Genomic DNA, 26,038 nt, shown 5'->3' on the forward strand with positions numbered 1-26,038 from the left:
TATCCTGTATTTGTCAAATACTGTATAGGTGTAATTGGTATAATTGCAGGAACGAACCAGTCGTTTTTACTTGTTAAAAAAGGTGAGCAGCAAAAACGCTGATGTCGTCCGTGATGCCACTATTGGGCTACTTAGACCGTACTCCGCGCATGTGCACACAATCACCGCAGATAATGGCTCAGAATTTGTCGGACATAAGGCGATAGCCGAGGCATTAGAGACAGAGATTTACTTTGCTCATCCTTATTCATCCTGGGAGCGAGGTTTAAACGAAAACAGTAACGGGCTGCTCAGGCAGTATATTCCCAAGGGCACTGACCTGCGTGAAATCACAGAAGAAGAGGTGATGCAAGCTGTGGCCCGCTTGAATGCTCGACCAAGAAAATGTCTTGGTTTTAGGCAGCCTAGCGTTATCTTTAACAAGTTATGTCAGGCTGCAGACGAGAGTGTTGCACTTCGCAGTTGAATCCGCGCCTTCCTTGGAAATATTGAGAGTATCATCCCTGTTGAGTGGAAACTGCTCACGAATATCTGTTACCGCAGGGTTATGGTCTAGAAGGAGAAAGATTGCGAACTCAAGGTCCGATAGTACATGATGAATCCGGCCCGTTAGGTGAGAGTAGACTCTCTGAGATCGGCCTTCCGAAGGGACCTCATTAACATACAGCCACGGCTTATAGTCAGAAAGCCTTCCTGCACCTCGGCCTTCATTTATCCGCTTGATGATTTGCTTTTCAGTTAAAACGTACTTTGATTTTGCCATAACAAAAACCCGGTCAACTTTTAATCAGTTTAACCGAGTTTAAAAAGTTTTCAACTTTAGTGGTACAGTTTCAAAATTTAGTGTCACAGTTTCAGACTTTAATGTCTACCGACAAGAGCGTGGTGATTGTTAGGCAGGTTTACTCTACAGTAACGGCTTTAGCAAGGTTACGAGGTTGGTCGACGTCCGTGCCTTTAATCAAGGCCACATGATACGACAATTGCTGCATCGGGATGGTGTAGAACACCGGGGCGATGATGTCATCCACGTGTGGCATGGCGATAATGTTCATCCCCTCTTCCGGTGTAAAGCCGGCATCTTGATCGGCAAACACATACAGTTGACCACCACGAGCTCGGACTTCTTCGATATTGGATTTAAGCTTTTCCAACAGCTCATTATTCGGAGCAATCACAATCACTGGCATGTCGGCATCAATCAGCGCCAGTGGACCGTGCTTTAGCTCACCAGCGGCATAAGCCTCAGCGTGAATGTAAGAGATTTCTTTTAGCTTTAGCGCGGCTTCTACAGCAATCGGATAAAACTCACCACGCCCTAAGAACAGTGAGTGATGCTTGTCGGCAAAGTCTTCCGCAAGTTGCTCAATGGCTTTATCAAAGGTCAGCGCTTGCTCGATGCTTGAAGGCAGATGATGCAAGGCATCGACAATCTCACGCTCTTTTTCGTATCCGATGGTGCCCTGCATTTTACCCAGTGCGGTGACCAACATCAGCAGGGCAGAAAGCTGGGTGGTAAAGGCTTTGGTCGATGCAACACCGATTTCTGCGCCCGCGCGCGTCATAAAGGCCAGATCGGATTCACGTACCAACGAGGAGCCCGCCACGTTGCAAATGGTCATGGTGGCCATATAGCCACGCTCTTTGGCCAAACGCAGCGCTGCTAGCGTATCTGCGGTCTCACCAGACTGCGATAAGGTGATCAATACACTGTTCGGACGGGTGACAAACTGGCGATAGCGAAACTCTGACGCGATTTCCACATCACAGCTTATCCCTGCCAGCGATTCAAACCAATAACGCGCCACCATGCCCGCGTTATACGAAGTACCACAGGCAATAATTTGAATATGCTGCGCTTTAGCAAGAATGTCGCTAGCACCGTTACCAATCGCATCCACAATCACATGATCGTTGCCCAAACGCCCTTCCATGGTATTGGTAAGCGCAGTCGGTTGCTCGTAAATCTCTTTTTGCATGTAATGGCGATATTGGCCTTTGTCCGCCGCGTCGTACTGGGCGCTTGCTTCATGCACTTCACGCTCAACCGGCGTACCTTCTTGGTTGTAAATCACCACTTCACGACGACTAATATCCGCCACATCGCCCTCTTCAAGGTAGATAAAGCGACGAGTGACATTGAGCAGTGCTAGCTGATCAGAGGCGAGAAAGTTTTCTCCCACACCCAGGCCAATCACCAATGGGCTGCCTGAACGAGCCGCAATCAAACGCTCAGGTTGGTTTTTATCCATCACCACAGTGCCATACGCGCCTTCAAGCTGACTGACCGTGCGCTGGAAGGCGGCGAGGAGATCGCCACATTGACGACGCTCCCAATCAACGAGGTGAGCAATCACTTCGGTATCGGTTTGGGAGTGGAATTGATAACCACGCGCTTGCAATTGTTCACGCAAGCTGTGGTGATTTTCGATAATGCCGTTATGCACAATGGCAATATCATCGCCAGACATGTGTGGGTGCGCATTGGCTTCGCTTGGCTCACCGTGCGTTGCCCAACGCGTGTGCGCAATCCCTGTGCCTCCAGCAGGGTTGGCGTCAGCCACTGCGTCCGAGAGCGCCGCCACTTTACCCAGTCGGCGTAAACGCGTCATCTGCCCGCTCTTTGTATCGGTAATGGCGACCCCTGCTGAGTCGTATCCGCGATATTCTAAGCGACGTAAGCCTTCAACCAGAATTTCTGCCACATCACGCTGCGCCACAGCGCCTACAATTCCACACATAGTGAGTCCTTATACATTGTCTACACAGATAACGTCTGTGCCGGTTTGTTCTATCGCGCGCCGAGTGTCTTCATCCAACGCATTATCGGTGATCAAGGTGTCGATACTGGACCACGCAAGCTCCAAGTTAGGGATCCGACGGCCAATTTTTTCAGACTCGATCATCACCACCACCTCTCGTGCGACCTCCGCCATCACGCGAGTCAGGCCCGTCATCTCGTTAAAGGTGGTGGTACCGCGCGCCACATCAATGCCGTCAGCGCCCACAAAAAGCTGGTCAAAGTCGTACGCACGTAAGGTTTGTTCAGCCACTTGGCCTTGAAACGATTCAGAATGGGTATCCCAAGTGCCGCCCGTCATCAGCAGCGTTGGCTCGTGTTCGAGTTCACGAATGGCATTGGCCACCTGGAGTGAGTTAGTCATCACCACAAGGCCACGCTTTTTATCCAATAAAGGGATCAAAGCGGCGGTGGTAGTGCCACTGTCGACCACAATACGGTTGTGGTCCCGAATGCGCGCAGCGGCGGCATCGGCGATGCTTTGCTTTTGTTTCGAAACTTTGACGGCTTGCTCCGAGACCATTTCTTGCGGCACAGGCACCGCTCCGCCATAACGGCGCAGCAATAGGCCATTTTTTTCTAGCTCGGCAAGATCCTTACGGATAGTCACTTCTGACGTTTCAAAGCGTTGAGAGAGTTCGTCAACGCTGACGCTGCCCTGCTCGGTAAGCAAGGTAACGATGGTATGACGACGCTGTTGCGTGTTTCGTTTCGACATGTAACCTACCAACTTTCGTTTCGAAACTTATGGTAGTGAAAACACATCAAAGATCAAGAAAAGAACACAAAAAGTGACGAGAAATAAGCGGATAAACAAGAAATAACAAAAAAGCCCACCAGCAACAGCTGATGGGCTTCTAAGATGGTGCGGAAGGAGAGACTTGAACTCTCACACCTTGCGGCGCCAGAACCTAAATCTGGTGCGTCTACCAATTCCGCCACTTCCGCATATTTTTATGATAGCTCAGCGGGCGGGCTGAGTACCAATTGTCTTGGTGCGGGGGGAGGGACTTGAACCCTCACGTCCTTTCGGACACTAGCACCTGAAGCTAGCGCGTCTACCAATTCCGCCACCGCCGCAAACCGGTGTGATTTACCGCTTTTGGCGACAAATCGAAAAGAATGGTGGCTACGACGGGATTCGAACCTGTGACCCCATCATTATGAGTGATGTGCTCTAACCAACTGAGCTACGTAGCCAACCTAAAGTGGCTGGGGTACCAGGATTCGAACCTGGGAATGACGGGATCAAAACCCGTTGCCTTACCGCTTGGCGATACCCCAACTTAGTCATGCCGCTTTACGCCACATGCTTTCAAATAATGGTGCGGAAGGAGAGACTTGAACTCTCACACCTTGCGGCGCCAGAACCTAAATCTGGTGCGTCTACCAATTCCGCCACTTCCGCATTCCAAGTTGTTCATCTGACTTCATGGTAGTTGAAGAAAGATGGCGCGTCCGGGAGGATTCGAACCTCCGACCGCCTGGTTCGTAGCCAGGTACTCTATCCAGCTGAGCTACGGACGCGTTGGCTGGGGTACCAGGATTCGAACCTGGGAATGACGGGATCAAAACCCGTTGCCTTACCGCTTGGCGATACCCCAACTGAGGCGCGTATACTAGGCTGGTTTTTATCGGGAGTCAACACCTGATTTTACCAACCGCGCAAGTTTTAGCCGCTTGCGTGAAAAAGCCGTTGATACGCGCTCAACAGACAGTGATTTTACTGTTTTTTCGGCCGTTGCCAAGCCTCAATTGTCCTTGGTTTGGCGCGAGTGATGATAAGTTGACCATCGGAGACGTCTTTGCTGATGGTACTACCCGCCCCGACGGTCACTCCTTCGCCAATCACCACAGGTGCCACCAGCTGAGAGTCCGAGCCGATAAAGGCATTGTCTTTAATCACGGTTTTATGTTTATTGGCGCCATCGTAATTGCAGGTGATCACCCCAGCACCAATATTCACGCCGCGCCCTACCTCTGTATCACCCAGATAAGTCAGGTGATTGGCTTTCGACCCTTCCCCTAAGCGAGACTTTTTCATTTCCACAAAGTTGCCGACATGCGCATCGCGAGCCAGCTCAGCCCCCGGACGTAACCGCGTAAACGGACCGACTGTGCACTCTTCCCCAACGCTGGCCCCTTCAATGACGCTGTACGGGCGCACTAATGTATTGTCATCAATCTCACAATCAATCAGCACACTGCCAGCACCGATGGTCACGTTATCCCCTAGGGTGACATTGCCTTCGATGATCACGTTGGCGTCAATGGTGACATCCAGCCCGCATTGCAGTTGGCCACGCAAATCAAAGCGCGTAGGATCGATGAGCATCACACCACTAAGCAATAACTGTTCAGCCTGCATTTTTTGATATTCCCGCTCAAGGCGTGAAAGTTGTAGACGATTATTCACCCCTTCCACTTCAATCGCATTCACAGGGTGCACAGCTTGAATCGTGCGGCCTTGTTGATGTGCCAGCGCAATCACATCGGTGAGATAAAACTCACCTTGCGCGTTATTGTTATCAAGCTGCGATAACCAGTGACGCAAGTCACGTCCAGTCGCCACCAGCACACCGGTATTGATTTCAGTGATGGCAAGCTGGCTATCAGTGGCATCTTTTTGCTCAACAATCGCGACCACTTCCCCGTTTTCACGCACAATACGGCCATAACCGGTCGGATCGTTTTGATGCACCGTTAATAGACCAATCCCGCCCTCAGGCTGTCCTTCAAGCAAACGGGTTAAGGTTTGCTCTGAAATCAAAGGCACGTCGCCATACAGCACCAAAACCTGCTCATCATCACGAAAATGCGGCACCGCCTGCTGTACCGCATGACCAGTCCCCAATTGCTCTGCTTGCAAACACCAGTTCACATCGCTATCAGCAAGCACCTGCTTCATGGTATCGCCACCATGGCCATAAACCAGATGAATCGACGCGGCGCCTAGCCCTTGGCAAGTGTCAATCACATGTTTCACCATAGGTTTACCGGCGAGAGTATGAAGCACTTTGGGAGTATTAGAATACATACGCGTGCCTTTTCCGGCCGCAAGAATTACTGCACTGTATTGCATAGTCTTTCCGTGATAAGAGAGATGAGTTGTCTATGATATTGCGCTTAGTGTAACGCGTTTTGGCTTGCGAGCGAATCGCCGCCGAAAAAGTACACTCGTACAGGCAATAAAAAAGCGACGCCAATGCGTCGCTTTTATTTCACCGTGAGCGCCTGATTAACGCTTATGCTTGGTCAGCTCGATCACTCGAAGCTTCGCAATCGCCTTAGCCAGGTCACTGGCCGCCTGAGCAAAGTCGATGTCACCGTGCTGATTATGGATTCGCTCCTCAGCGCGGCGCTTCGCTTCTTCTGCCTTGGCTTGGTCTAGCTCTTCACCCCGAATTGCCGTATCAGCCAGCACAGTCACTGTGCCAGGCTGTACTTCAAGGGTACCGCCAGAAAGATAAATGATCTCTTCGCTACCGCCTTGTTTGACGATGCGAACCATACCAGGCGTGATAGCGGTCAGCAGCGGTGTGTGTCCTGCGTGAATACCCAGTTCACCTTCGCTACCGGTCACCTGAATGTGCTCGGCACGGCCAGAGAACAATTGTCGCTCTGCGCTGACCACATCCAGATGGAAGGTTATCGCTGCCATATCGCCTCCTACTCAAGCCTTACAGGTTTTTCGCTTTTTCGAGCACTTCGTCGATGTTACCGCAGTACAGGAATGCCTGTTCTGGGATATCGTCGTACTCACCACTGAGCAGGCCTTTGAAGCTTGCAATGGTATCTTTCAGCGAAACATAGACACCTGGTTGGCCGGTGAAGACTTCTGCAACGTGATAAGGCTGAGTCAAGAAACGCTCAATCTTACGTGCACGTGCAACGGTCAGTTTGTCATCTTCAGACAACTCGTCCATACCCAGGATGGCAATGATGTCTTTCAGCTCTTTATAGCGCTGAAGCACAGACTGTACGCCACGTGCCACATCATAGTGGTCCTGACCAACCACCAATGGGTCCAACATACGCGATGTTGAGTCCAATGGGTCGATCGCTGGGTACATACCCATAGACGCGATGTTACGTGACAGAACAACGGTTGCATCCAAGTGAGCAAACGTGGTTGCTGGTGACGGGTCAGTCAAGTCATCCGCAGGCACGTAAACCGCCTGTACCGAGGTGATAGAACCGGTACGGGTTGAGGTAATACGCTCTTGCAGTACACCCATCTCTTCAGCCAGTGTTGGCTGGTAACCTACTGCCGATGGCATACGACCCAACAGGGCGGATACTTCAGTACCGGCAAGGGTATAACGATAGATGTTATCGATGAAAAGCAGTACGTCACGGCCGTCATCACGGAATTTTTCCGCCATGGTCAAACCGGTCAGTGCAACACGCAGGCGGTTACCTGGTGGCTCGTTCATCTGACCATATACCATGGCCACTTTTGACTCTTCGGGCTTCTCAATGTTTACAACACCCGCTTCCTGCATCTCGTAGTAGAAGTCGTTACCCTCACGAGTACGCTCACCTACACCGGCGAATACAGACAGACCTGAGTGTTGCAGTGCGATGTTGTTGATAAGCTCCATCATGTTAACGGTCTTACCTACACCCGCACCACCAAACAGACCGATTTTACCGCCTTTCGCAAACGGACAAATAAGGTCGATAACCTTTACACCCGTTTCCAAAAGCTCAGTCGCGCTTGACTGTTCTTCGTAGCTTGGCGCTTCACGGTGGATAGAGTAACGCTCTTTCTCACCGATATCGCCACGCTCATCAATCGCATCACCCAGCACGTTGACGATACGGCCGAGGGTTTCTTCACCCACAGGGACTTCGATTGATTTACCTGTATTTTCTACTTCGATTCCACGACGTAGACCATCAGATGAGCCCATAGCAATGGCACGGACTACGCCACCACCTAGCTGCTGCTGAACTTCCAGCACCAGACGCTCGCCTTCACGTTTCACATTCAACGCATCATATACCTGAGGTACTGCGTCTTGTGGAAACTCTACGTCGACTACCGCACCGATGATCTGAACGATCTTACCTGTAGCCATCGTTATTCCTCTAAACTAGTTCGTTAACCCTTGCCTTTACACCGCGCTTGCGCCAGAAACAATTTCTGACAGCTCTTGGGTGATCGCAGCCTGACGGGCTTTGTTGTAGACCAATTGCAGATCATCAATCAGATTCCCTGCATTATCAGTCGCAGCTTTCATCGCCACCATACGTGCCGCTTGCTCACTGGCGAGGTTCTCAACCACACCTTGATACACCTGTGATTCCGCATAACGGATCAATAGGGTATCGAGCAACGGCTTTGGCTCAGGCTCATAGATATAATCCCAAGCATGGCTGCGCTGCATTTCCTCGTCGTCTGACTTTGGCAAAGGCAGCAATTGATCGATCACTGGGGTCTGCACCATGGTGTTCTCAAACTTGTTGAAAACCAAGTACAAGCGGTCCAGCTCACCTTCATCATATTTTTTCAGCATCACCCCAACGGTACCGATGAGGTCTTCCAGTGCTGGGGTATCACCCAGACCAGACACTTGCGCCACTACATTACCGCCGTAGCTATTGAAGAAAGCTGTCGCTTTAGCGCCCACCAAGGCTAAGTCAATCTCAGCCCCTTTTTGGGTCCAGCTTTCCATGTCACTGATAGCGCTTTTGAACATATTGATGTTCAAGCCACCACACAGCCCACGGTCTGTAGAAATGATGATGTAACCAACGCGCTTGGCTTCCCGCTCTTCCAAATACGGATGGCGGTACTCCAAGTTACCCAGTGCAAGATGACCGATCACTTTGCGCATAGTGACAGCGTATGGACGTGACGACTCCATGGCTTCTTGCGTTTTACGCATTTTGGAGGCTGCCACCATTTCCATCGCTTTAGTGATCTTCTGTGTGTTTTTCACACTTCCGATCTTATTACGAATCTCTTTTGCGCCGGCCATAGTTACTCTCCGTTAGTGGGCGACCACCTAAGTGGTCACCTACGTTTTACCAAGTCTGGGTCGCTTTGAAATCTTCCAACAGCTTTTTCAGCTGTGCTTCAACTTCATCGTTATAAGCACCAGACTCATCGATCTGAGCCGCTAGGTCAGCGTACTGACTCTTGGCAAAGGCCAGCAGAGAGCGCTCAAAATCACCGATTTTGTTCAACTCAACGTCTGCTAGGAAGCCTTTTTCCGCAGCGAAAATCACCAGCGCCTGCTCAAACACAGACATAGGTGCATATTGCATCTGCTTCATCAGCTCGGTCACTTTCTGACCGTGGTCCAATTGCTTCTTAGTAGCATCATCCAGATCGGAAGAGAACTGAGCGAACGCCGCAAGTTCACGATACTGTGCAAGCGCGGTACGAATACCACCAGACAGTTTTTTCATGATCTTGGTTTGCGCAGAACCACCAACACGCGATACCGAAATACCTGGGTCAACCGCTGGACGGATACCTGCGTTAAACAGCTCAGTTTGCAGGAAGATCTGACCATCAGTGATCGAGATAACGTTGGTCGGTACGAATGCAGATACGTCACCCGCTTGGGTTTCAATGATAGGGAGTGCGGTCAACGAACCGGTTTTTCCTTTCACTTCACCCTTAGTGAACTGCTCAACATAGTGCGCATTAACACGTGCCGCACGTTCTAGAAGACGTGAGTGCAAGTAGAAAACGTCACCTGGGAAAGCTTCACGGCCTGGTGGACGACGTAGCAGCAGCGAGATCTGACGATATGCAACAGCCTGCTTAGACAGGTCATCGTAAACAATCAGGGCATCTTCACCGCGGTCACGGAAGTACTCACCCATTGCACAACCCGCGTAAGGCGCGAGGTATTGCAATGCTGCTGCTTCAGACGCTGAAGCCACCACCACAATGGTGTTTTTCAGTGCGTCATGCTCTTCCAGTTTGCGCACTACGTTCGCAATGGTCGACGCTTTTTGGCCGATCGCAACGTAGATAGAGTAAATACCAGAGTCTTTCTGGTTGATGATGGCATCGATCGCCAGCGCGGTTTTACCGGTTTGGCGGTCACCGATGATCAGCTCACGCTGACCACGGCCGATTGGGATCATCGAGTCAACCGCTTTATAGCCGGTTTGAACAGGTTGATCGACCGATTGACGTGCGATAACACCAGGGGCAATCACTTCGACTGGCGAAGTGGTTTTGGTTTCGATCGGACCTTTACCGTCGATCGGCTCACCCAGTGTATTCACAACGCGACCCAGAAGTTCAGGGCCAGTCGGGACTTCAAGAATGCGACCTGTACCGGTCACTTTCATGCCTTCTTGCAGGTCCGCATAAGGACCCATCACAACCGCACCCACTGAGTCACGCTCAAGGTTCAATGCAAGTGCATAGCGGTTGCCAGGCAGTTCAATCATTTCACCTTGCATAGCATCAGCAAGGCCGTGGATGCGAATGATACCGTCGCTGACTGACACGATGGTACCTTCGTTACGCGCTTCACTTACAACGTCGAATTTCTCGATACGCTGCTTGATCAGATCGCTTATTTCCGTGGAATTAAGTTGCATGCTCCAATTCCCCAAATCAAGACTGCAATGCATCGCTCAGACGGCGCATACGGCCGCTTACTGAGTTATCGATGACCAAGTCTCCAGCTCGAATCACAACCCCGGCAACCAGGGCTTCGTCTACACTACAGTTCAGCTTTACTTTGCGCTCAAGACGCGCGGCGAGCTTGTCACTGATGGCTTGTTGTTGCTCTTCGGAAAGAGCCGTCGCTGAAATCACTTGGACTTCCGCTTCTTTTTCCAGATCGCGGCGCATGGCCAGGAACTGTTCACAAACCTCAGGCAGGGCTTTTAAGCGCTGGTTCTCTGCCATTACCTTAATCAGGTTCTGGCCGAACGTGTTGAGCTGATCGCCACCAACTGCGATAAATAATTCCGCTAACTTGTCAGCGGAATAGGAGGCGTCCAGCATATGTTGGACGCGCTCATCACGGGCAATCTCAGCAGTAAAGGCGAGCATTTCTGCCCATTGGGACAGCTCGCCTTTTTCTACCGCAAAATCAAAGGCTGCTTTCGCGTAGGGGCGAGCGATTGTTGTCAGTTCAGACATTGCTGCCCCTCCTTATTACAGTTCTGCAGTGATTTTATCGAGAAGATCTTTATGAGCATTCTCATCAATAGAACGCTCAATAATTTTCTCGGCACCAATAACAGCGAGCGATGCAACTTGCTTACGCAGCTCATCGCGAGCACGGTTACGCTCTGCTTCCAACTCGGCTTTACCCTGATTCAGGATATTGTCGCGCTCAGCAGCCGCTTCAGCACGCGCCTCGTCGAGGATTTGTGCTTTGCGTTTGTTCGCCTGCTCGATGATGTCAGTTGCAGCGCGCTTCGCTTCTTTCATTTGCTCAGAAGCATTTGCCTGGGCCAAATCCAGGTCTTTGGCAGCGCGATCCGCCGCCGCGAGTCCGTCAGCAATTTTCTTCTGACGCTCCTCAATCGCTTGCATCAGTGGTGGCCATACATATTTCATGCAGAACCACACAAAGATTGTGAATGCGATTGCCTGGCCTAGCAGAGTTGCGTTGATATTCACAACAGCGCCTCCTTAATCATTAGCTAAAGGGTCTGTTCAGCTACTAGCCAGATTACAGTTGACCTACAAATGGGTTCGCGAAAGTGAACAGCAGTGCGATTACGATACCGATCATTGGTACGGCGTCCAGAAGACCCGCGATGATGAACATCTTCACTTGCAGCATAGGAGCCATCTCAGGTTGACGTGCTGCACCTTCAAGGAATTTACCACCCAGCAGGGCGAAACCAATCGCGGTACCTAGGGAAGCAAGACCTACAATGATGCCCACGGCAATTGCAGAAAAGCTCAATAAAGTTTCCATCACTATCTCCAGTTTTCGTTGTCGGCGTAAACGCCAATAATGACTAACAAATTGCTTACTAACTAAAAAATGTCATCAATGATCTGAGTCTTCGTGTGCCTGCGAGAGATACACGATGGTCAACATCATAAAGACAAAGGCTTGAATTGTAATGACTAGAATGTGGAAGATTGCCCACGGCACAGAACCCAGCCATTGCGCCCACCACGGCAGCAATGCCGCGATAAGAATAAATACCACCTCACCGGCAAACATGTTACCGAACAGACGCATCCCAAGAGAAATCGGTTTCGCCAGCAGCGAGACGACTTCCAACAGGAGGTTGAACGGGATCATGATAGGGTGATTGAACGGGTGCAGAGCCAGCTCTTTTGCAAAGCCGCCTAAGCCCTTAATCTTGATGCTGTAGAAAATCATCAAGAAGAACACGCCCAGCGCCATCGCAAGGGTGATATTTACGTCTGCAGTTGGCACTACTTTCAAGTAAGGAATGCCTAACCAATGTTCCGCCGGATACGGTAGAAAATCGATGGGGATTAAGTCCATCGTATTCATCAGGAATATCCAAACGAAGATAGTCAGGGCCAAAGGTGCAATCAGTGGATTTCGTCCGTGGAAGGTTTCGCGAACGTTATCATCAACGAACTCAACCAAGATTTCGACGAAACACTGAAGCTTACCTGGGACACCTGTCGATGCTTTCTTTGCCACCGATCGGAAGATGCCTAGGAAGACGATACCGATGAGGACAGAGAAAAACAGGCTATCAATGTGAACCGCCCAAAATCCTTCACCCACTGACAAATTAGTCAGGTGGTGAGAGATGTAGCTAGACGGTGTAAGCGCATCACCTGACGCAGCCATAACTCATCCTATTTGTTGTTGTTAATGAATAAAACTGGCGCGAGGATGTTAATCCCTAATGCCAGCAAATAGGCCAGTTTGAGGGGAACGAGTTCCACCTCGATATACAGGTAAGCAAGGACAAACAGGACGACGGTCAGTGAAATTTTTAACACTTCACCGCTGAAGAAGGACGCGACTACAAATTTTGCAGCTCTTGCCCCACTAAAAAGGAAAGCACACGACGCAAATGCAGCATTGGCAATCACAAAGATGCCGCCGCCGATCAGCGCGGATTTTCCCCAGTCGACATTGATAGCGAGTGCCATCACGCTTGCCGTTGCTAATACGACGCCAGCTTGCAAAAGCACCAATTTTGTCGCGATAACACGACCCGGCCGCGCGAGCGTCGATACCATGTATTTGTTCCTCGATTCCGTTCCACTTAGCACTGTTGCCGTGCTGGGAAAACAGCGAAAATTATACGTTTCACCCCAGCTAATGCAATCGCATCGATGTAAAAAAGCGGGGAAAATTTTACAACAGAGTAACCTGATCACAGTAAGCGCTTTTATGTAACAAAAAGCGAATGGCATGGGTCACACTTCTTCGTCGAAAATTGCAAGAATTTGCGCTAACTTGTCAGATTCTTCGAAATTGATCACCAATTTACCACTACCGTTTTTCTGTTGTGTTAATGCCACTTTCACCCCAAGCTTGTCGCCAAGGCGCTGCTGCAGTGCCTCTACTTCAGGTGATAATTCTGGCCTTTTCGCTTCAACTTGCGGTGAAAGCATTTTTTTCACCAGTTTTTCTATCTGGCGGACGGTCATTTTTTTGTTGACGGCAGTCAGTGCCGCATCAATTTGCGCGTCTCCTTCCAACGCCAGCAGGGCACGTGCGTGGCCCATCTCGAGTTGTTTGTTAAGCAGCAGTTGCTTGACCCCAGACTCTAACCCATTCAAGCGCAATAAGTTGCTGATGGTAGTGCGAGATTTACCAAGCGATTCAGCCAGTTGCTGGTGGGTGAGTGAGAAGTCATTGACCAAGCGTTCAAGCGCTTGAGCTTCTTCCATCGCGTTCAAATTTTCGCGTTGGATATTTTCAATCAACGCCACCGCACTGGCGACTTTGTCACTCATCTCACGGACCAAGCAGGGCACTTTGGCCAAACCGGCTTGCTTTGCTGCTCGCCAGCGACGTTCGCCAGCAATAATTTCGTACTGCCCGTTTTCAGCGTGGCGAACCACGAGGGGCTGAATAATACCTTGAGCGCGAATGGATTCGGTTAACTCTTCCAGCGCCTCTTCCGCCATATCTTGGCGTGGCTGGTAAAGACCCGGCACCAACGCCGATACCGACAATTGCTGCAATTCGCTATTGCTCGCATCGGTGGATTCAGGTTCGGATGTATAACGAGACTGAGCTTGTGCACTGGTCGCCAACAAGGCATCCAGGCCCTTTCCAAGACCGCGTTTCGCTGAATTCATTGTGTTCCTCAGGCATTGACAGCGTCGGCAGAAGCGCGCGATTGCTCTTCTCGACGCAGAATTTCACCCGCAAGGGCTAGGTAGGCTTTGGCACCACTGGATAACTTGTCATAGTACATGGCGGGTCGGCCATGACTTGGCGCTTCCGCGAGCCGCACATTGCGGGGAATCACAGTACGATACACCTTATCACCGAAGTGTTTTTTGATCTGATCCGATACTTCGGTCGCTAATCGGTTTCTTGGGTCGTACATGGTGCGCAATACACCTTCAACATGAAGGTCGGCGTTCACGACGCTAGCCAGTTTACTGATGGTATCCATCAATGCAGTGAGCCCTTCCAACGCAAAATATTCACATTGCATAGGGACGAGTACCGAGTTTGCCGCGGTCATCGCATTGATGGTAAGGAGGTTCAAAGACGGGGGACAGTCGATAAAAATGTAATCGTAGCGTGCAACTACAGGCTCAAGCATGGTGCGTAAGCGCACTTCACGGGCAAACACTTCCATCAGCTTGATTTCTGCTGCGGTGACATCACCGTTCGCCGCAATCAGGTCATAGCCGCCGGACGTATCGCTGACCACCACTTGTTCAAACGGGGCTTCTTCAACCAGTAGATCGTAGGCGGTGGCATGGACATCGTATTTATCCACACCACTGGCCATGGTCGCGTTCCCTTGAGGGTCAAGGTCGATAAGTAGCACCTTGCGATTAGTGGCTGCCAGCGATGCCGCTAAGTTGACACTCGTGGTGGTTTTACCCACACCGCCTTTTTGGTTTGCTACCGCGATAACTTTACCCACGTGCCTATGACCTCTACTCGTTAGTCTTTGCTCTCAAGATTACTAGATGACGCGCCCCTTCCAATCCCGGCACCTTCAAAGCTTTGATATCGGTCACAGAACAATCAGTCGGCAGGGCATCTAGCTCCTGTTGGTCCACCTGTCCTTTCAAGGCGTAAAACAGCCCACGTGCATGAGGGAGGTGATGACACCAACTAACCATGTCATTCATCGACGCAAACGCGCGACTTAGCACACCATCAAACCCGGTTTCAGGGACAAACGCTTCGACACGACTTTGTACCGGCGTCACATTGTCGATACCAAGTTCGTGCAGCACTTGGCGAATAAAACGAATCCGCTTACCTAAGCTGTCGAGCAAGGTGAACTGTTTATCTGGGTTGGCGATGGCCAGAGGGATCCCAGGTAAACCCGGTCCTGTTCCGACATCGATAAAGCGTTCACCTTCCAAGTGTGGTGATACCACCAAGCTATCAAGGATATGTTTCACCACCATGTCTTCTGGGCGACGAACCGAGGTTAAGTTATAGGCTTTGTTCCACTTGTCGAGCAAGCCTACATAATCAAGCAGCTGCTGTTGTTGCGACGGAGAAAGCGCAAGGCCGGCTTTCGCCAGCCCTTGTTGAAGTTGCTGTTGCATTTAGGCTCCTTTTTTGAGCATGCCGTGCTTTTTCAAATGCACCAGCAAAATCGAAATGGCTGCTGGCGTGACACCTGAGATACGCGATGCTTTACCGACCGTTTCCGGACGCGCGTCTTGTAGCTTGCCACGTACTTCGTTTGAAAGACCTTTGATCTGCATGTAATCAAGTTCAAATGGGATCACGGTATTTTCATGGCGCTGAGACTTTTCGATCTCGTCTTGCTGACGTTCGATATAGCCGGCGTATTTCACTTGGATCTCAACTTGCTCGCTAGCTTGAACATCGTCATGCGCCGGACCAAAGGTCGGCAACGAGACGATATTTTCATAGCGGAGCTCTGGGCGACGGAGTAAATCTTCTCCGTTTGCTTCACGCGTCAGCGGTGTTTTCAGCATGGCATTGAGCGCATGGACATCGTCTGAGTGAGGATGAATCCAAGTACCACGCAGACGCTGACGTTCTTGCTCCATGTTTTCCATTTTTTGGTTGAAGCGAGCCCAGCGTACATCGTCTACCAGTCCCAGCTCACGCCCTTTTTCGGTTAAGCGCATATCGGCGTTATCTTCACGCAACAGCAAACGGTACTCGGCGCGCGAGGTAAACATCCGGTAAGGCTCTTGGGTGCCCATGGTGGACAAGTCGTCAATCAACACGCCCATGTAAGCTTGATCGCGACGTGGGCTCCATCCTTCTTTGCCTTGAGCTTGTAACGCGGCATTACAACCGGCCAACAACCCTTGTGCTGCGGCTTCTTCATAGCCGGTAGTACCATTGATTTGTCCCGCAAAGAACAAACCGTGGATAAATTTGGTTTCCAGGGTGTGCTTGAGATCGCGCGGATCGAAAAAGTCATACTCAATCGCGTAGCCTGGGCGGATCACGCGCGCATTCTCAAACCCTTTGATCGAGTGGATGATCCCCATTTGCACATCAAACGGTAAGCTGGTGGATATCCCATTTGGATACAGCTCAGTGCTGGTCAATCCTTCCGGCTCGACGAAAATTTGGTGTTTGTCTTTGTCCGCAAAACGCATCACCTTGTCTTCGATCGACGGGCAATAACGTGGGCCAATACCTTCAATCACCCCAGCATACATCGGGCTGCGATCAAGATTAGCGCGAATGACATCATGGGTTTTTTCATTGGTGTAGGTGATGTAGCACGGAACTTGCTGTGGGTGCTCAGACACATCGCCTAAAAATGAAAACACCGGACAAGGAGTATCCCCGTGTTGGGTTTGCATCACACTAAAATCAACCGAGCGAGCATCGATACGTGGCGGAGTACCGGTTTTTAGGCGATCCACCCGAAATGGCAAGGCACGTAAGCGATCCGCGAGTTTGTTTGACGGTGGATCCCCAGCACGACCACCGGCATAGTTATCCAGTCCAATATGGATTTTACCGCCAAGGAAGGTTCCCACGGTCAATACCACGGTAGTGGCACTGAATTTGAGCCCCATTTCGGTCTCGACGCCAGTGACACGATCTTGGTCGACGATCAAATCCACCACGGCTTGTTGGAACAGTGACAAATTTGGCGTGTTTTCAAGGGTATGACGAATGGCTGCCTTGTACAGCGCACGGTCTGCTTGAGCACGTGTCGCCCGTACCGCTGGGCCTTTCGACGCATTAAGGGTTCGAAATTGGATCCCGCCTTTATCAATGGCTTGCGCCATCGCACCGCCTAACGCATCGATCTCTTTTACCAGGTGTCCTTTCCCGATCCCACCGATCGCTGGGTTGCACGACATTTGACCCAACGTATCAATGTTATGGGTCAATAACAGCGTTTTTTGGTTCATCCGTGCAGCGGCAAGTGCCGCTTCGGTACCAGCATGGCCACCACCAACAACGATGACGTCAAAGTGATCCTGGTAAAACATGATTAAAGCCTCAACCTGGGTAAGTGTGTGAGCATGAACTAAGCAAAAGGGGCGACATTCTAGCGCTTTTTCCGCCAACAGTGAACCAAACCTTGATCAAGATCGTCTATGGGCGTTAGCTATATATAAATAAGATCTTTATATAGATCTTTTGTTAGATCTTTTATTAGGGAAGACGATCTTTGTGGGTAACTGGAAAAAGATCATAGAGATCAAGGATCTTAAAACGATCACTTGTTGTGGGCGGCCTTGGATCCGATCCTGTATCACCTGGGATCAAAATGGCATGTTATCCACAATGGTAGGGAAGGAGTAAAACTATTAAATGGATAACTAAAGGAAGATCACTGGGTTATTCCTTAGTTATCCACAGATTGAATGGTTAAATAATGCTCACTTGATTTTGTGGATCAAGGGTTCCCACTCGGTAAACCAACGTTCCGCTTCATCCTCAGGGACCGGATGCGCTTGAATATCAATATCGATCCGTTCCCCGACTTTGACGGCGCCAAGGTCTTGTAACAAGGCATCGGCCTTCATGCCCGCCTCGCAGAAGGTGTCATAGCTTGAATCTCCAATGCCGACCACACCGTAATGGAGATCGCGCAGCATTGGCCGTTCGCTCATTAACTGCTCCATCAGAGGCGCGATGCTATCTGGAAAGTCGCCAGCCCCATGGGTGGACGTGACGATCAATAATGTACTGGCGCTTAGTACATCATCGAGGATCCCTTCATTGACGACGTGGGCCTGATGGCCTTTTGCTTGCAGGAGATCGGCAAGGTGATCACCGACATATTCTGCACCACCGAGCGTACTGCCGGTGATGATGGTTACATTTGCCATACTGTCCTCATTATTCACGGTTATCGCGACTAGTATTTCGGCAGTTGGGTTCAGAGTCAATCGATGAAGGTGTAGCAAAATCAGGGGCGTTGCTGGGATGGCAAACAATTTGATTGCCCCCTGCGAATTTGGCGTCTGTCATCGCCCGAGTGGCTTGATCAATCAAGGGAATAGCGTAGATTTTTCCTTCCATTTGTTGCACTAAGCCAATCGATACGGTGAGCGCATAAGCGCCGCCAGCAAAGGTAAAAGGCGTTTCCGCAATGGCTTGTCGGCACTGAGCGGCCCAATGGGGAGCGGCTAAGCAGGCTTGGCCCGCCAACATAACCAAAAACTGATCGGCATGGGTACGGCTGATAATGGCGTCATGCGGTAGGTGGCGAGTAAGAAGTTGGGCGGTAAATTGAAGGAGCTGATCACCCGTATCGCGGCCATATCGCCAATTAAGAGATTGAAAACCATCGAGATTGATGCACAGAACGGCCAGCGGATTGTCTGAGGTCGCGCGACCGTGCTGCGCGACACATTGGTAGAAATAGCTGGCGCTCCACGTTTGGGTAAGGGCATCACGTTGAATCTGCTGACGAGCTTGGCGATTAATGGCATATAAATCAAATAAATAAAAATCCATGAGTACTACGGACAGTGCGACAAACACCAATACCACACTTAAATAGAGGGTCTGTGCGTGGAGACTAGAGAGATAAACTAACGGCGTGGGGGCGGGAAGCACTTGCGCGGCGAACATCAACGCGATGGCGCCCAATGCGAGTCCGTAGCGAGCAAAGCGCTCTGTGGGCTCAAAGACTAAAACCACCACGGTCGGTACCACCAGCAGCAACAGCTCGTTTTGGCTGTTCGCATCCAGTACCCAGTAAGACATCACAAACTGTTGGGCAAAGAACACCCCAAAGAGCCAATAGCGCGCAATCGACCAACGACCCGCTGCCATTATCCCCCATACGCCCGCATACAAGCCTGCGTAGAGGAGGTTGTGCCACGCGGCGATAGCGCTTTGAAAGGCAAACCAATAGAGCGCGGAGAAGATAAGTGTGCCGAGCACACAAATAAGCCCTAACAGATTGATCATTCGAATCTGATGGCGCATGAGTTGGTTCTGACGGGTTAAACCGATCGATAAGATCGGATTTAAGGACGAGAGCATTTCACCTCCAGCTAGACGCTCTATTAACGTAGCAGATCATGGTGAAAACTGTGGGGATAAGTCAGGATCTTAGTCTGAGGATAACCGCGATCAGCGCCGCCAGAATAAGGGATCCTCGCGGTAAGGATCCCTTGAAGGAGCTGGGGATAATTATTTTCCGATACAGAACGAGGAGAAAATTTTGCCCAGCAAATCGTCAGCCGTGAACTCACCGGTAATGGTGTTGAGGTGTTGCTGGGTTAAGCGCAATTCCTCGGCAAGGATTTCTCCTGCCATATAGCCTTCTAGCTGCGCTTGGCCGATGTCGAGGTGGTGTGCGGCGTTGGCGAGTGCATCCAGATGACGACGACGTGCCATAAAACTGCCTTCGCTGCCTCCAGCATAGCCCATACAGGCTTTTAGATGCTGGCGTAAAGCATCAACGCCTTCTCCGGTTTTGGCACTCAAGCGGATTAGTGCAGGCTCACTGACTGCACACAAACCGAGTGGCTCTTCAGTGATATCGGCTTTGTTGCGGATCACCGTCATCCCCATGCCCTCGGGTAAGCGAGAGACAAACTCTGGCCAAATTTGGGCCGGGTCGGTCGCCGTGGTTGTGGTGCCATCGACCATAAACAATACCCGATCGGCGTGTTCGATTTCACTCCAGGCGCGCTCAATCCCAATCCGCTCCACTTCATCCGAGGCATCCCGTAAGCCGGCGGTATCGATGATATGCAGTGGCATACCGTCAATGTGAATATGTTCACGGAGCACATCGCGGGTGGTGCCTGCGATTTCGGTGACAATCGCGCTCTCTTTACCGGAAAGAGCATTGAGCAAGCTGGATTTACCGGCATTCGGGCGTCCGGCAATGACCACCTTCATCCCTTCGCGCATAATCGCCCCTTGATTGGCTTCTTTACGCAACAGGGCGAGACGCTCAATGATATGCCCAAGATCGCTGGCCACTTTACCGTCAGAGAGAAAATCAATCTCTTCATCAGGAAAGTCGATGGCCGCTTCCACATACATTCGCAGATGAATCACTTTTTCGACCAGTTGGTTGACCTGCTTGGAAAAAGCCCCTTGCAGGGACTGCAACGCAGAGCGAGCCGCTTGTTCTGAGCTGGCATCGATTAAATCGGCGATTGCTTCGGCCTGGGCTAAATCCAGCTTATCGTTTAAGAAGGCGCGCTCGGAAAATTCACCGGGTCGGGCTGCTCGTACGCCGTCAAAGGCGCTGATTCGCTGAATAAGCATGTCCATGATCACCGGGCCACCGTGACCTTGCAGCTCTAGAACATCTTCACCTGTGAATGAATTGGGGCCTTTAAAGAATAGGGCAATGCCTTGATCGATAGGTTGACCTTCTTGATCGAGAAAAGGCAAATAATCTGCACGACGAGGCACTAACTCGCGTCCCGTCATTTTTGTACCAATCTCATGAGCGAGAGGGCCGGACACGCGGACAATCCCTACGCCGCCGCGGCCTGTTGCTGTGGCTTGTGCCACGATAGTGTCGGTTTGAGCCATATTGCACACTCTTGATGTCGGTGACAGGCCTAAAGGCCGTAAACGTGAAAAAGGCGACCGCGTGGTCGCCTTTTTATTATTGCTTGACGCGGCCTAACTTACGAGCGGGAATGAAGGCCTTTTTTCTCCAGCGATTTGTAAATCAAGGTTTGCTGGATAAGCGTCACGATGTTCGATACCAACCAGTATAGAACCAGACCGGATGGGAAGAACAAGAAGAAGAAGGTAAAGACCACGGGCATAAAGGTCATGATCTTCTGCTGCATAGGATCAGTGACTGTGGTTGGACTCATCTTCTGGATCAGGAACATAGAGGCGCCCATCAGAATTGGCAGCACGTAGTAAGGGTCTTGTGCCGACAAGTCTTGAATCCAGCCAAAGAAAGGTGCATGACGAAGTTCAACTGACTCCATCAGTGCCCAATAAAGCGCAATGAAAATAGGCATTTGCAGTACCAGCGGTAAACAGCCACCCAAGGGGTTCACTTTTTCACGCTTGTAAAGCTCCATCATTTCTTGGCTCATGCGCTGACGATCGTCACCGATACGCTCTTTCATTTCTTGCAGCTTAGGCTGCAGCATGCGCATTTTCGCCATCGAGGTGTACTGCGCTTTGGTCAGTGGGTACATCGCACCACGGACAATGAAAGTCAGCATGATAATTGCGATACCCCAGTTGCTGACGAAGGTTTGAATCGTCGAGAGCAACCAGTGTAGTGGCTTAGCGATAAACCACAGCCAGCCATAGTCGACTACCAAGTCTAGGCTTGGCGCCACCGCGGCCATTTGCTCTTGCAGTTTCGGACCAACCCACAAGGTTGCAGTGAGCGTTTTACTGGTGCCTGCTGCAATGGTATCGCTGGTTTTGGTTTGGATATAACCATACTGGGCGGTAGTACGGGTGCTCAGCACATTATTGTCCGCACGTGGGATCCACGCGGTAGCAAAGTAGTGCTGGATCATCGCTGCCCAACCTTGGTTAAACGTCACATTCAAGTTTTTGCTTTGCATGTCATCAAAGCTGTATTTTTCGTAACGTTTATCGTCGGTAGAGTAGGCGCCACCACGGTAGGTTGGCATGGTTAAGCTGCCACCGTCGTCCAGCAGGTTTTGTTTTAGCTGGGTGTACATGGTGACACTGGCGTTGGCATCGGTTTGGTTATCGATGGTGTGCTCTACATCCACCGCATAGCTGCCACGCTTAAGCACAAAGGTTTTGGTGTACGTGATCCCGTCTTTTTCAACCGTCATTGGCACGCGCAGGGTGTCTTGGTCGTCAGAGAGGGTAAAGGTGTTTTGCGCCACCTGATACTGGGCACGGCCTTGCGCAGTATCAATACCATTGGCACCAATTAAACCGCTTTGCGCCACAAAGGTATGATCGGGCTTGGTGTGCAGCAGCGTGAAAGCATTGTCAGAGTTGAGCTCCGCATCGTACTGAGGCAGCTCGGCGTGCACAACATCACCGCCTTGTGTATCCACTTTAAGTGTTAATACATCGGTTTTGATGGTGACGAGCTTGTCAGAGACAGGCTGTGCATCGAGAGACGTGGTATCGCCATTGTCGCTGCTAGGCACGTCACTGTGAGTGGTTTGCTGCTGCTCAACGCCCTGTCCCTGCGGCTGCGGGGATTCTGGTTTGTTCCATTCCATGTACAGCATGAAAGAAACGAACAATAGGGCAATCAACAGGATATTACGTTGGGAATCCATTGTTAATTGTCTCTGTTATGGTGGTCGCAAGGCGGCACGGGATCGTAACCGCCATCATTCAAAGGGTGGCATTTTAATAGACGTTTGCCTGCCAACCAACACCCTTTTATCACACCATGGGATTGAATCGCCATGATGGCATAGTGGGAACAGGTTGGTGTAAACCGGCATCGTGGCCCAATCAATGGGCTGATCACCAGTTGATATCCCCGAATCAGCGCGATGAGCGCTTTTTGCGCGGCGGTCGCGACAAACGTTGCCATAACTTGTCCAATTCGTCTCGCAGCGCTTGATTGCTTAGGTCGTTGGCACTTTTTTTCGCGATCACCACAAAATCTTTCGCCGGTAGTTGATGCTGACGTAAACGAAAGCTCTCGCGAACCACACGTTTAAAGCGGTTGCGATCAACGGCAAGTTTGATTTGCTTTTTCGGAACAGCTTGACCGAGACGTGGGTGGTCGAGCGAGTTAGATCGGGCGAGTATGGTTAAGTGCGGCGAACCTGCGCGATGCGGTTGCTGGAAGACGGCACTGAAATGTTCGGGAGTTAGCAGACGTAACTCCCGAGGATAAGCGAGCTTATTCACAAATCACTGCGGATTATTTAGAAAGCTGCTTGCGGCCTTTCGCACGGCGAGCGGCAATGACCTTACGGCCGTTCTTAGTCGCCATGCGCGCACGGAAACCGTGAGTGCGCTTACGCTTTAGAACTGAAGGTTGAAAAGTGCGTTTCATGGTTTCTACCTTTATTACTGATCAGTGTTAGGTTTGTTAACCCGACGTGGGAGGTTAGCAACAGGCAATACCTTAGCCAATGTCTCCGACGCCTCTCAACAAAGAGGGCGGATTGTAGCCATTGACTAACGATTAGTCAATCACTAAACCGATGCCACTCCGGGCCGGGAATTATAAGCGCTCAGTCAGAGATCGCAAGGATCCTTCGTTTACGATCGCTAGTTAAGACGCGATCCCGACTTGATTCAAAAACTTATGCAAGCGTGGATCGGCGCAGTGATTAAACAGCCAATCCGGTGTGCCTTGGGCTATGATGTGACCGTCGTTCATAAACACCACGCGGTCAGCAACATCGCGAGCAAACTGCATCTCGTGAGTGACCACCAGCATGGTTTGATGGCGTGTGGCGAGCTTTTTCATCAACGCCAATACTTCGCCAACCCACTCTGGGTCTAATGCAGAGGTAGGCTCATCGAAAAGCAGTAATTCGGCCTCAAGTGCCATCGCTCGGCCAATGCCAACCCGTTGTTGCTGTCCACCCGATAAGGAAGCGGGGTAATGGTCTCCTTTATCACCCAAGCCTATGTCGTCGAGAATTTGTTGCGCGCGTTGACGTGCTGCCTCTTTAGACCAGCCTTTTACCGTTCGCAACCCTTCGGCGATATTGTCTCGTGCCGTGAGGTGAGCAAATAAGGCATAATTTTGAAACACAAAGCCTGTCTGGCGCCGCAACGCCAAAATCGCCTGTTTACGAGTGCTTGCATCGCCACTATCAACACGCTGATCGCCGATACTGATCACCCCTTGCTCCGCGCGTTCTAGGAAGTTAATACAACGCAATAGGGTAGATTTTCCCGTACCGCTCGGACCAATAATACACACGATTTCGCCACGCTCGATGGACAAATCGATGCCATCAAGTACCGCGACGCCTTGGTAGACTTTTTTAAGCTTTTCTATCTTAATCATCGTTGGTACGCCTTATTAAGATGGCTTTCTGCCCAAAGTTGCACTCGGGTCAAAGCGACCACGACCGCCCAGTAGATCAGTGCGACCGCCAAATAGGCTTCGAAGAATTTAAAGCTCGACGACGCTTCCATCTGCGCCTTCGCCATGATTTCTGCCACCCCGAGCGTGAAGGCGAGTGATGTGGCTTTGATCATATCGATGAAGTAATTCATCAGCGAGGGAAGTGCGATCCGTGCTGCCTGTGGTAACACAATGCGCTGCATGGCTTGGCGAGTCGTCATACCAATGGCCAGACTGGCTTCCATTTGGCTGCGATCCACGCTGGTAATGGCGGCACGAATTGACTCGGCCATATAAGCAGAAAAGTGTAAGCTGATCCCGATCACCGCGGCTGTGAAAGCATCCATTCCGACTAACGCGGGGATGACCTGAGGCAGACCGTAATACAGTAAAAATAGCTGAACCAGAAGTGGTGTACCGCGAAAGAAACTAATAAACAGTTGCGCGAGGCCATTGAAAACCGGTAGGCGAAACACGCGGATCAGTGCAATCGTCACTGCCAAAATCAGTGCAAACACTAATCCCCACACCGCCATCTCTAACGTGATCCCCAGATACTTCAGCAGTAACGGGAACAGAGAGGCCATATAGTCAAAATCAAACGCCATGTCTGTCCTTTAGATGCACAGACCCGCCAAAGCGGGCCTATTTATGTGAGTAAATACTTACTTTTTAGTGACGTCGCCGCCAAACCACTTAACAGAAATCTGTGCCAAGGTACCATCTTCTCGCATGGCTGAGAGGGCGGTGTTCACTTCATCACGTAGGCGCTGACCGCGTTCTGAGTCGACAAATGGCCAAGCATTGGCAATGGTTTCAAACGGTTGTCCGGCCAGTTGAAGTGGCAAGCCCGATTCTTTAATCAGCTGCATGGCTGACAGGCGATCCATCACAAACGCATCGGCCCGACCGAGGGCGACATCGTGTTCAATCCCAGTCTCGTAGGTTTTAATGTCGATATCCTCGGCTGCCGAGTGTTCGCGTAACAATTGCTCGAAGTTCGAGCCAAGGTTTACTGCAACGGTTTTGCCTTTCAGATCAGCCACGGACTGAATCGTGTCATTGCCTTTACGAACCGTGATCTGTGCGCCGTCGACCACATACGGGTCGGTGAACAAATAGGTTGCCTGACGCTCGTCGGTGATGGTGATTTGGTTAGAAATGGTGTCGATGCGCCCGGTTTGTAACAGACCAAACAGGCCAGAGAAGTTAGCGGTCACATACTCGACTTGGTAGTCATTGCGGCGGCCTATCTCATCCCAAAGGTCAACTTCAAACCCTTGCAGCTGGTCTTGCTTCACAAAGGTGAAAGGGAAATAGCGCCCAGACATCCCCACTTTCACGGTTTCTTTGGCGAATGCGGGCACTGAAATCACCATGCTCACACTTAGCAAGGTGCTCAAGATTCCATTTACTCATGACAACACTCCATAATGACAACTTCAATATTAGGACGCGTATCATAGAAGTGAACGATCACTGGCGAGAAATACCGTCTGGTTATGAGCCATAACTTTATTCTCCGCGCGCGTATCATTAAGGAGATGTGTGCAATCTTGTGAGTAAAAAGCGGGTACCTTGTGGCGATCCATGGTATATCTGTGGGATCTATGTGAATAACTCCGATCTTATTCACTGATTTCGGGATCTTGT

Annotated in this window: 26 protein-coding genes, 7 tRNA genes and 1 pseudogene; 1 reads left to right on the top strand and 33 read right to left on the bottom strand. The window is 50.7% G+C overall.

Annotation, left to right across the window (positions count from 1 at the left end; all coding sequences use genetic code 11):
• Nucleotides 1-43 precede the first annotated feature (43 nt).
• A pseudogene (locus BGK46_RS15225) lies at nt 44-466 on the top strand (IS30 family transposase); the annotation flags it as partial.
• A gap of 436 nt (nt 467-902) precedes the next feature.
• Here the strand turns inward: BGK46_RS15225 and glmS are convergent.
• The 33 genes from glmS to BGK46_RS15385 form a co-directional block, all read right to left on the bottom strand.
• Nucleotides 903-2,741, bottom strand: a complete 1,839-nt coding sequence (glmS, locus tag BGK46_RS15230) for a glutamine--fructose-6-phosphate transaminase (isomerizing) (protein WP_069590698.1) — start codon at nt 2,739-2,741, stop codon at nt 903-905.
• Nucleotides 2,742-2,750: 9 nt separating this feature from the next.
• Complete coding sequence (locus BGK46_RS15235) at nt 2,751-3,518, bottom strand: DeoR/GlpR family DNA-binding transcription regulator (protein WP_069590699.1); 768 nt, start codon at nt 3,516-3,518, stop codon at nt 2,751-2,753.
• Nucleotides 3,519-3,663: 145 nt separating this feature from the next.
• Nucleotides 3,664-3,748 (bottom strand) — tRNA-Leu (locus tag BGK46_RS15240).
• 45 nt (nt 3,749-3,793) lie between these two features.
• Nucleotides 3,794-3,880: transfer RNA gene (locus BGK46_RS15245), tRNA-Leu, on the bottom strand.
• A 43-nt stretch (nt 3,881-3,923) separates the two neighbouring features.
• Nucleotides 3,924-4,000, bottom strand: a tRNA-Met gene (locus BGK46_RS15250).
• Between the two features lie 9 nt (nt 4,001-4,009).
• Nucleotides 4,010-4,084, bottom strand: a tRNA-Gln gene (locus BGK46_RS15255).
• Between the two features lie 39 nt (nt 4,085-4,123).
• A tRNA-Leu gene (locus BGK46_RS15260) sits at nt 4,124-4,208 on the bottom strand.
• Between the two features lie 42 nt (nt 4,209-4,250).
• A tRNA-Arg gene (locus BGK46_RS15265) sits at nt 4,251-4,327 on the bottom strand.
• A 2-nt stretch (nt 4,328-4,329) separates the two neighbouring features.
• A tRNA-Gln gene (locus BGK46_RS15270) sits at nt 4,330-4,404 on the bottom strand.
• Nucleotides 4,405-4,523: 119 nt separating this feature from the next.
• On the bottom strand, nt 4,524-5,882 hold the full coding sequence (glmU, locus tag BGK46_RS15275; protein ID WP_069590702.1) for a bifunctional UDP-N-acetylglucosamine diphosphorylase/glucosamine-1-phosphate N-acetyltransferase GlmU: 1,359 nt from the start codon (nt 5,880-5,882) through the stop codon (nt 4,524-4,526).
• A 156-nt stretch (nt 5,883-6,038) separates the two neighbouring features.
• The gene (locus BGK46_RS15280; protein ID WP_069590703.1) at nt 6,039-6,461 is read right to left on the bottom strand and encodes a F0F1 ATP synthase subunit epsilon; all 423 of its coding nucleotides are present in this window, start codon (nt 6,459-6,461) and stop codon (nt 6,039-6,041) included.
• 19 nt (nt 6,462-6,480) lie between these two features.
• Nucleotides 6,481-7,884, bottom strand: coding sequence for a F0F1 ATP synthase subunit beta (gene atpD / locus BGK46_RS15285; RefSeq protein WP_069590705.1), 1,404 nt, complete (start codon nt 7,882-7,884; stop codon nt 6,481-6,483).
• A 36-nt stretch (nt 7,885-7,920) separates the two neighbouring features.
• Nucleotides 7,921-8,787 carry a F0F1 ATP synthase subunit gamma gene (atpG, locus tag BGK46_RS15290; RefSeq protein ID WP_069590707.1) on the bottom strand — a complete coding sequence of 289 codons (867 nt, stop codon included), beginning with the start codon at nt 8,785-8,787 and terminating at the stop codon, nt 7,921-7,923.
• Nucleotides 8,788-8,833: 46 nt separating this feature from the next.
• Nucleotides 8,834-10,375: a F0F1 ATP synthase subunit alpha gene (atpA, locus tag BGK46_RS15295; protein ID WP_069590709.1), complete on the bottom strand. Its 1,542-nt coding sequence runs from the start codon at nt 10,373-10,375 to the stop codon at nt 8,834-8,836.
• A 16-nt stretch (nt 10,376-10,391) separates the two neighbouring features.
• Nucleotides 10,392-10,925, bottom strand: a complete 534-nt coding sequence (gene atpH / locus BGK46_RS15300) for a F0F1 ATP synthase subunit delta (protein ID WP_069590710.1) — start codon at nt 10,923-10,925, stop codon at nt 10,392-10,394.
• A 15-nt stretch (nt 10,926-10,940) separates the two neighbouring features.
• A complete protein-coding gene (atpF, locus tag BGK46_RS15305; protein ID WP_069590712.1) occupies nt 10,941-11,411 on the bottom strand; it encodes a F0F1 ATP synthase subunit B in 471 nt (156 codons plus the stop codon).
• A gap of 52 nt (nt 11,412-11,463) precedes the next feature.
• The gene (gene atpE / locus BGK46_RS15310; RefSeq protein ID WP_025672872.1) at nt 11,464-11,715 is read right to left on the bottom strand and encodes a F0F1 ATP synthase subunit C; all 252 of its coding nucleotides are present in this window, start codon (nt 11,713-11,715) and stop codon (nt 11,464-11,466) included.
• 75 nt (nt 11,716-11,790) lie between these two features.
• A complete protein-coding gene (gene atpB, locus BGK46_RS15315; protein ID WP_069590714.1) occupies nt 11,791-12,579 on the bottom strand; it encodes a F0F1 ATP synthase subunit A in 789 nt (262 codons plus the stop codon).
• An 8-nt stretch (nt 12,580-12,587) separates the two neighbouring features.
• On the bottom strand, nt 12,588-12,977 hold the full coding sequence (locus BGK46_RS15320) for a F0F1 ATP synthase subunit I (protein ID WP_069590716.1): 390 nt from the start codon (nt 12,975-12,977) through the stop codon (nt 12,588-12,590).
• 180 nt (nt 12,978-13,157) lie between these two features.
• Complete coding sequence (locus BGK46_RS15325; protein WP_069590718.1) at nt 13,158-14,048, bottom strand: ParB/RepB/Spo0J family partition protein; 891 nt, start codon at nt 14,046-14,048, stop codon at nt 13,158-13,160.
• Between the two features lie 8 nt (nt 14,049-14,056).
• Complete coding sequence (locus BGK46_RS15330) at nt 14,057-14,854, bottom strand: ParA family protein (protein ID WP_069590720.1); 798 nt, start codon at nt 14,852-14,854, stop codon at nt 14,057-14,059.
• Between the two features lie 13 nt (nt 14,855-14,867).
• Nucleotides 14,868-15,494: a 16S rRNA (guanine(527)-N(7))-methyltransferase RsmG gene (rsmG, locus tag BGK46_RS15335; RefSeq protein WP_069590722.1), complete on the bottom strand. Its 627-nt coding sequence runs from the start codon at nt 15,492-15,494 to the stop codon at nt 14,868-14,870.
• Nucleotides 15,495-17,384, bottom strand: coding sequence for a tRNA uridine-5-carboxymethylaminomethyl(34) synthesis enzyme MnmG (gene mnmG / locus BGK46_RS15340; RefSeq protein ID WP_069590723.1), 1,890 nt, complete (start codon nt 17,382-17,384; stop codon nt 15,495-15,497). It abuts the gene before it with no gap.
• Between the two features lie 393 nt (nt 17,385-17,777).
• Complete coding sequence (mioC, locus tag BGK46_RS15345) at nt 17,778-18,230, bottom strand: FMN-binding protein MioC (RefSeq protein WP_069590725.1); 453 nt, start codon at nt 18,228-18,230, stop codon at nt 17,778-17,780.
• A gap of 10 nt (nt 18,231-18,240) precedes the next feature.
• Nucleotides 18,241-19,395, bottom strand: a complete 1,155-nt coding sequence (locus BGK46_RS15350; RefSeq protein WP_069590727.1) for a GGDEF domain-containing protein — start codon at nt 19,393-19,395, stop codon at nt 18,241-18,243.
• 150 nt (nt 19,396-19,545) lie between these two features.
• Nucleotides 19,546-20,910 carry a tRNA uridine-5-carboxymethylaminomethyl(34) synthesis GTPase MnmE gene (gene mnmE / locus BGK46_RS15355; protein ID WP_069590729.1) on the bottom strand — a complete coding sequence of 455 codons (1,365 nt, stop codon included), beginning with the start codon at nt 20,908-20,910 and terminating at the stop codon, nt 19,546-19,548.
• 98 nt (nt 20,911-21,008) lie between these two features.
• The gene (gene yidC, locus BGK46_RS15360) at nt 21,009-22,622 is read right to left on the bottom strand and encodes a membrane protein insertase YidC (RefSeq protein WP_069590731.1); all 1,614 of its coding nucleotides are present in this window, start codon (nt 22,620-22,622) and stop codon (nt 21,009-21,011) included.
• 2 nt (nt 22,623-22,624) lie between these two features.
• Entirely contained in the window at nt 22,625-22,885 is a 261-nt protein-coding gene (gene yidD, locus BGK46_RS17255; protein WP_077456636.1) for a membrane protein insertion efficiency factor YidD, read from the bottom strand.
• Nucleotides 22,837-23,208 (bottom strand): ribonuclease P protein component, encoded by a 372-nt coding sequence (gene rnpA / locus BGK46_RS15365; RefSeq protein ID WP_069590733.1) that lies wholly within the window; start codon nt 23,206-23,208, stop codon nt 22,837-22,839. Before rnpA ends, yidD begins: the two co-directional genes overlap by 49 nt.
• Before the next feature lie 13 nt (nt 23,209-23,221).
• The gene (gene rpmH / locus BGK46_RS15370) at nt 23,222-23,356 is read right to left on the bottom strand and encodes a 50S ribosomal protein L34 (protein WP_025672864.1); all 135 of its coding nucleotides are present in this window, start codon (nt 23,354-23,356) and stop codon (nt 23,222-23,224) included.
• 222 nt (nt 23,357-23,578) lie between these two features.
• Nucleotides 23,579-24,325, bottom strand: a complete 747-nt coding sequence (locus tag BGK46_RS15375) for an amino acid ABC transporter ATP-binding protein (RefSeq protein WP_069590735.1) — start codon at nt 24,323-24,325, stop codon at nt 23,579-23,581.
• Nucleotides 24,322-24,993, bottom strand: a complete 672-nt coding sequence (locus tag BGK46_RS15380; RefSeq protein WP_069590737.1) for an amino acid ABC transporter permease — start codon at nt 24,991-24,993, stop codon at nt 24,322-24,324. Before BGK46_RS15380 ends, BGK46_RS15375 begins: the two co-directional genes overlap by 4 nt.
• 57 nt (nt 24,994-25,050) lie before the next feature.
• Nucleotides 25,051-25,764 (bottom strand): amino acid ABC transporter substrate-binding protein, encoded by a 714-nt coding sequence (locus tag BGK46_RS15385; protein WP_069590739.1) that lies wholly within the window; start codon nt 25,762-25,764, stop codon nt 25,051-25,053.
• Nucleotides 25,765-26,038 lie beyond the last annotated feature (274 nt).

This window comes from Salinivibrio sp. SS2, assembly GCF_001722075.1.
Classification (GTDB): domain Bacteria; phylum Pseudomonadota; class Gammaproteobacteria; order Enterobacterales; family Vibrionaceae; genus Salinivibrio; species Salinivibrio proteolyticus.

Excerpts from the sequence above, each read along its gene's own strand:
- atpA (WP_069590709.1), bottom strand. The coding sequence starts at position 10,375 with ATGCAACTTAATTCCACGGAAATAAGCGATCTGATCAAGCAGCGTATC.
- atpG (WP_069590707.1), bottom strand. The coding sequence starts at position 8,787 with ATGGCCGGCGCAAAAGAGATTCGTAATAAGATCGGAAGTGTGAAAAAC.
- glmS (WP_069590698.1), bottom strand. The coding sequence starts at position 2,741 with ATGTGTGGAATTGTAGGCGCTGTGGCGCAGCGTGATGTGGCAGAAATT.
- mioC (WP_069590725.1), bottom strand. The coding sequence starts at position 18,230 with ATGGCAAATGTAACCATCATCACCGGCAGTACGCTCGGTGGTGCAGAA.
- rpmH (WP_025672864.1), bottom strand. The coding sequence starts at position 23,356 with ATGAAACGCACTTTTCAACCTTCAGTTCTAAAGCGTAAGCGCACTCAC.
- yidC (WP_069590731.1), bottom strand. The coding sequence starts at position 22,622 with ATGGATTCCCAACGTAATATCCTGTTGATTGCCCTATTGTTCGTTTCT.
- yidD (WP_077456636.1), bottom strand. The coding sequence starts at position 22,885 with ATGGCAACGTTTGTCGCGACCGCCGCGCAAAAAGCGCTCATCGCGCTG.
- BGK46_RS15380 (WP_069590737.1), bottom strand. The coding sequence starts at position 24,993 with ATGGCGTTTGATTTTGACTATATGGCCTCTCTGTTCCCGTTACTGCTG.
- glmU (WP_069590702.1), bottom strand. The coding sequence starts at position 5,882 with ATGCAATACAGTGCAGTAATTCTTGCGGCCGGAAAAGGCACGCGTATG.
- atpB (WP_069590714.1), bottom strand. The coding sequence starts at position 12,579 with ATGGCTGCGTCAGGTGATGCGCTTACACCGTCTAGCTACATCTCTCAC.
- BGK46_RS15375 (WP_069590735.1), bottom strand. The coding sequence starts at position 24,325 with ATGATTAAGATAGAAAAGCTTAAAAAAGTCTACCAAGGCGTCGCGGTA.
- BGK46_RS15325 (WP_069590718.1), bottom strand. The coding sequence starts at position 14,048 with ATGAATTCAGCGAAACGCGGTCTTGGAAAGGGCCTGGATGCCTTGTTG.
- atpD (WP_069590705.1), bottom strand. The coding sequence starts at position 7,884 with ATGGCTACAGGTAAGATCGTTCAGATCATCGGTGCGGTAGTCGACGTA.
- BGK46_RS15385 (WP_069590739.1), bottom strand. The coding sequence starts at position 25,764 with ATGGTGATTTCAGTGCCCGCATTCGCCAAAGAAACCGTGAAAGTGGGG.
- mnmE (WP_069590729.1), bottom strand. The coding sequence starts at position 20,910 with ATGGCTCAAACCGACACTATCGTGGCACAAGCCACAGCAACAGGCCGC.
- rsmG (WP_069590722.1), bottom strand. The coding sequence starts at position 15,494 with ATGCAACAGCAACTTCAACAAGGGCTGGCGAAAGCCGGCCTTGCGCTT.
- mnmG (WP_069590723.1), bottom strand. The coding sequence starts at position 17,384 with ATGTTTTACCAGGATCACTTTGACGTCATCGTTGTTGGTGGTGGCCAT.
- BGK46_RS15350 (WP_069590727.1), bottom strand. The coding sequence starts at position 19,395 with ATGCTCTCGTCCTTAAATCCGATCTTATCGATCGGTTTAACCCGTCAG.
- BGK46_RS15235 (WP_069590699.1), bottom strand. The coding sequence starts at position 3,518 with ATGTCGAAACGAAACACGCAACAGCGTCGTCATACCATCGTTACCTTG.
- atpH (WP_069590710.1), bottom strand. The coding sequence starts at position 10,925 with ATGTCTGAACTGACAACAATCGCTCGCCCCTACGCGAAAGCAGCCTTT.
- atpE (WP_025672872.1), bottom strand. The coding sequence starts at position 11,715 with ATGGAAACTTTATTGAGCTTTTCTGCAATTGCCGTGGGCATCATTGTA.
- BGK46_RS15280 (WP_069590703.1), bottom strand. The coding sequence starts at position 6,461 with ATGGCAGCGATAACCTTCCATCTGGATGTGGTCAGCGCAGAGCGACAA.
- BGK46_RS15320 (WP_069590716.1), bottom strand. The coding sequence starts at position 12,977 with ATGGTATCGACGCTCGCGCGGCCGGGTCGTGTTATCGCGACAAAATTG.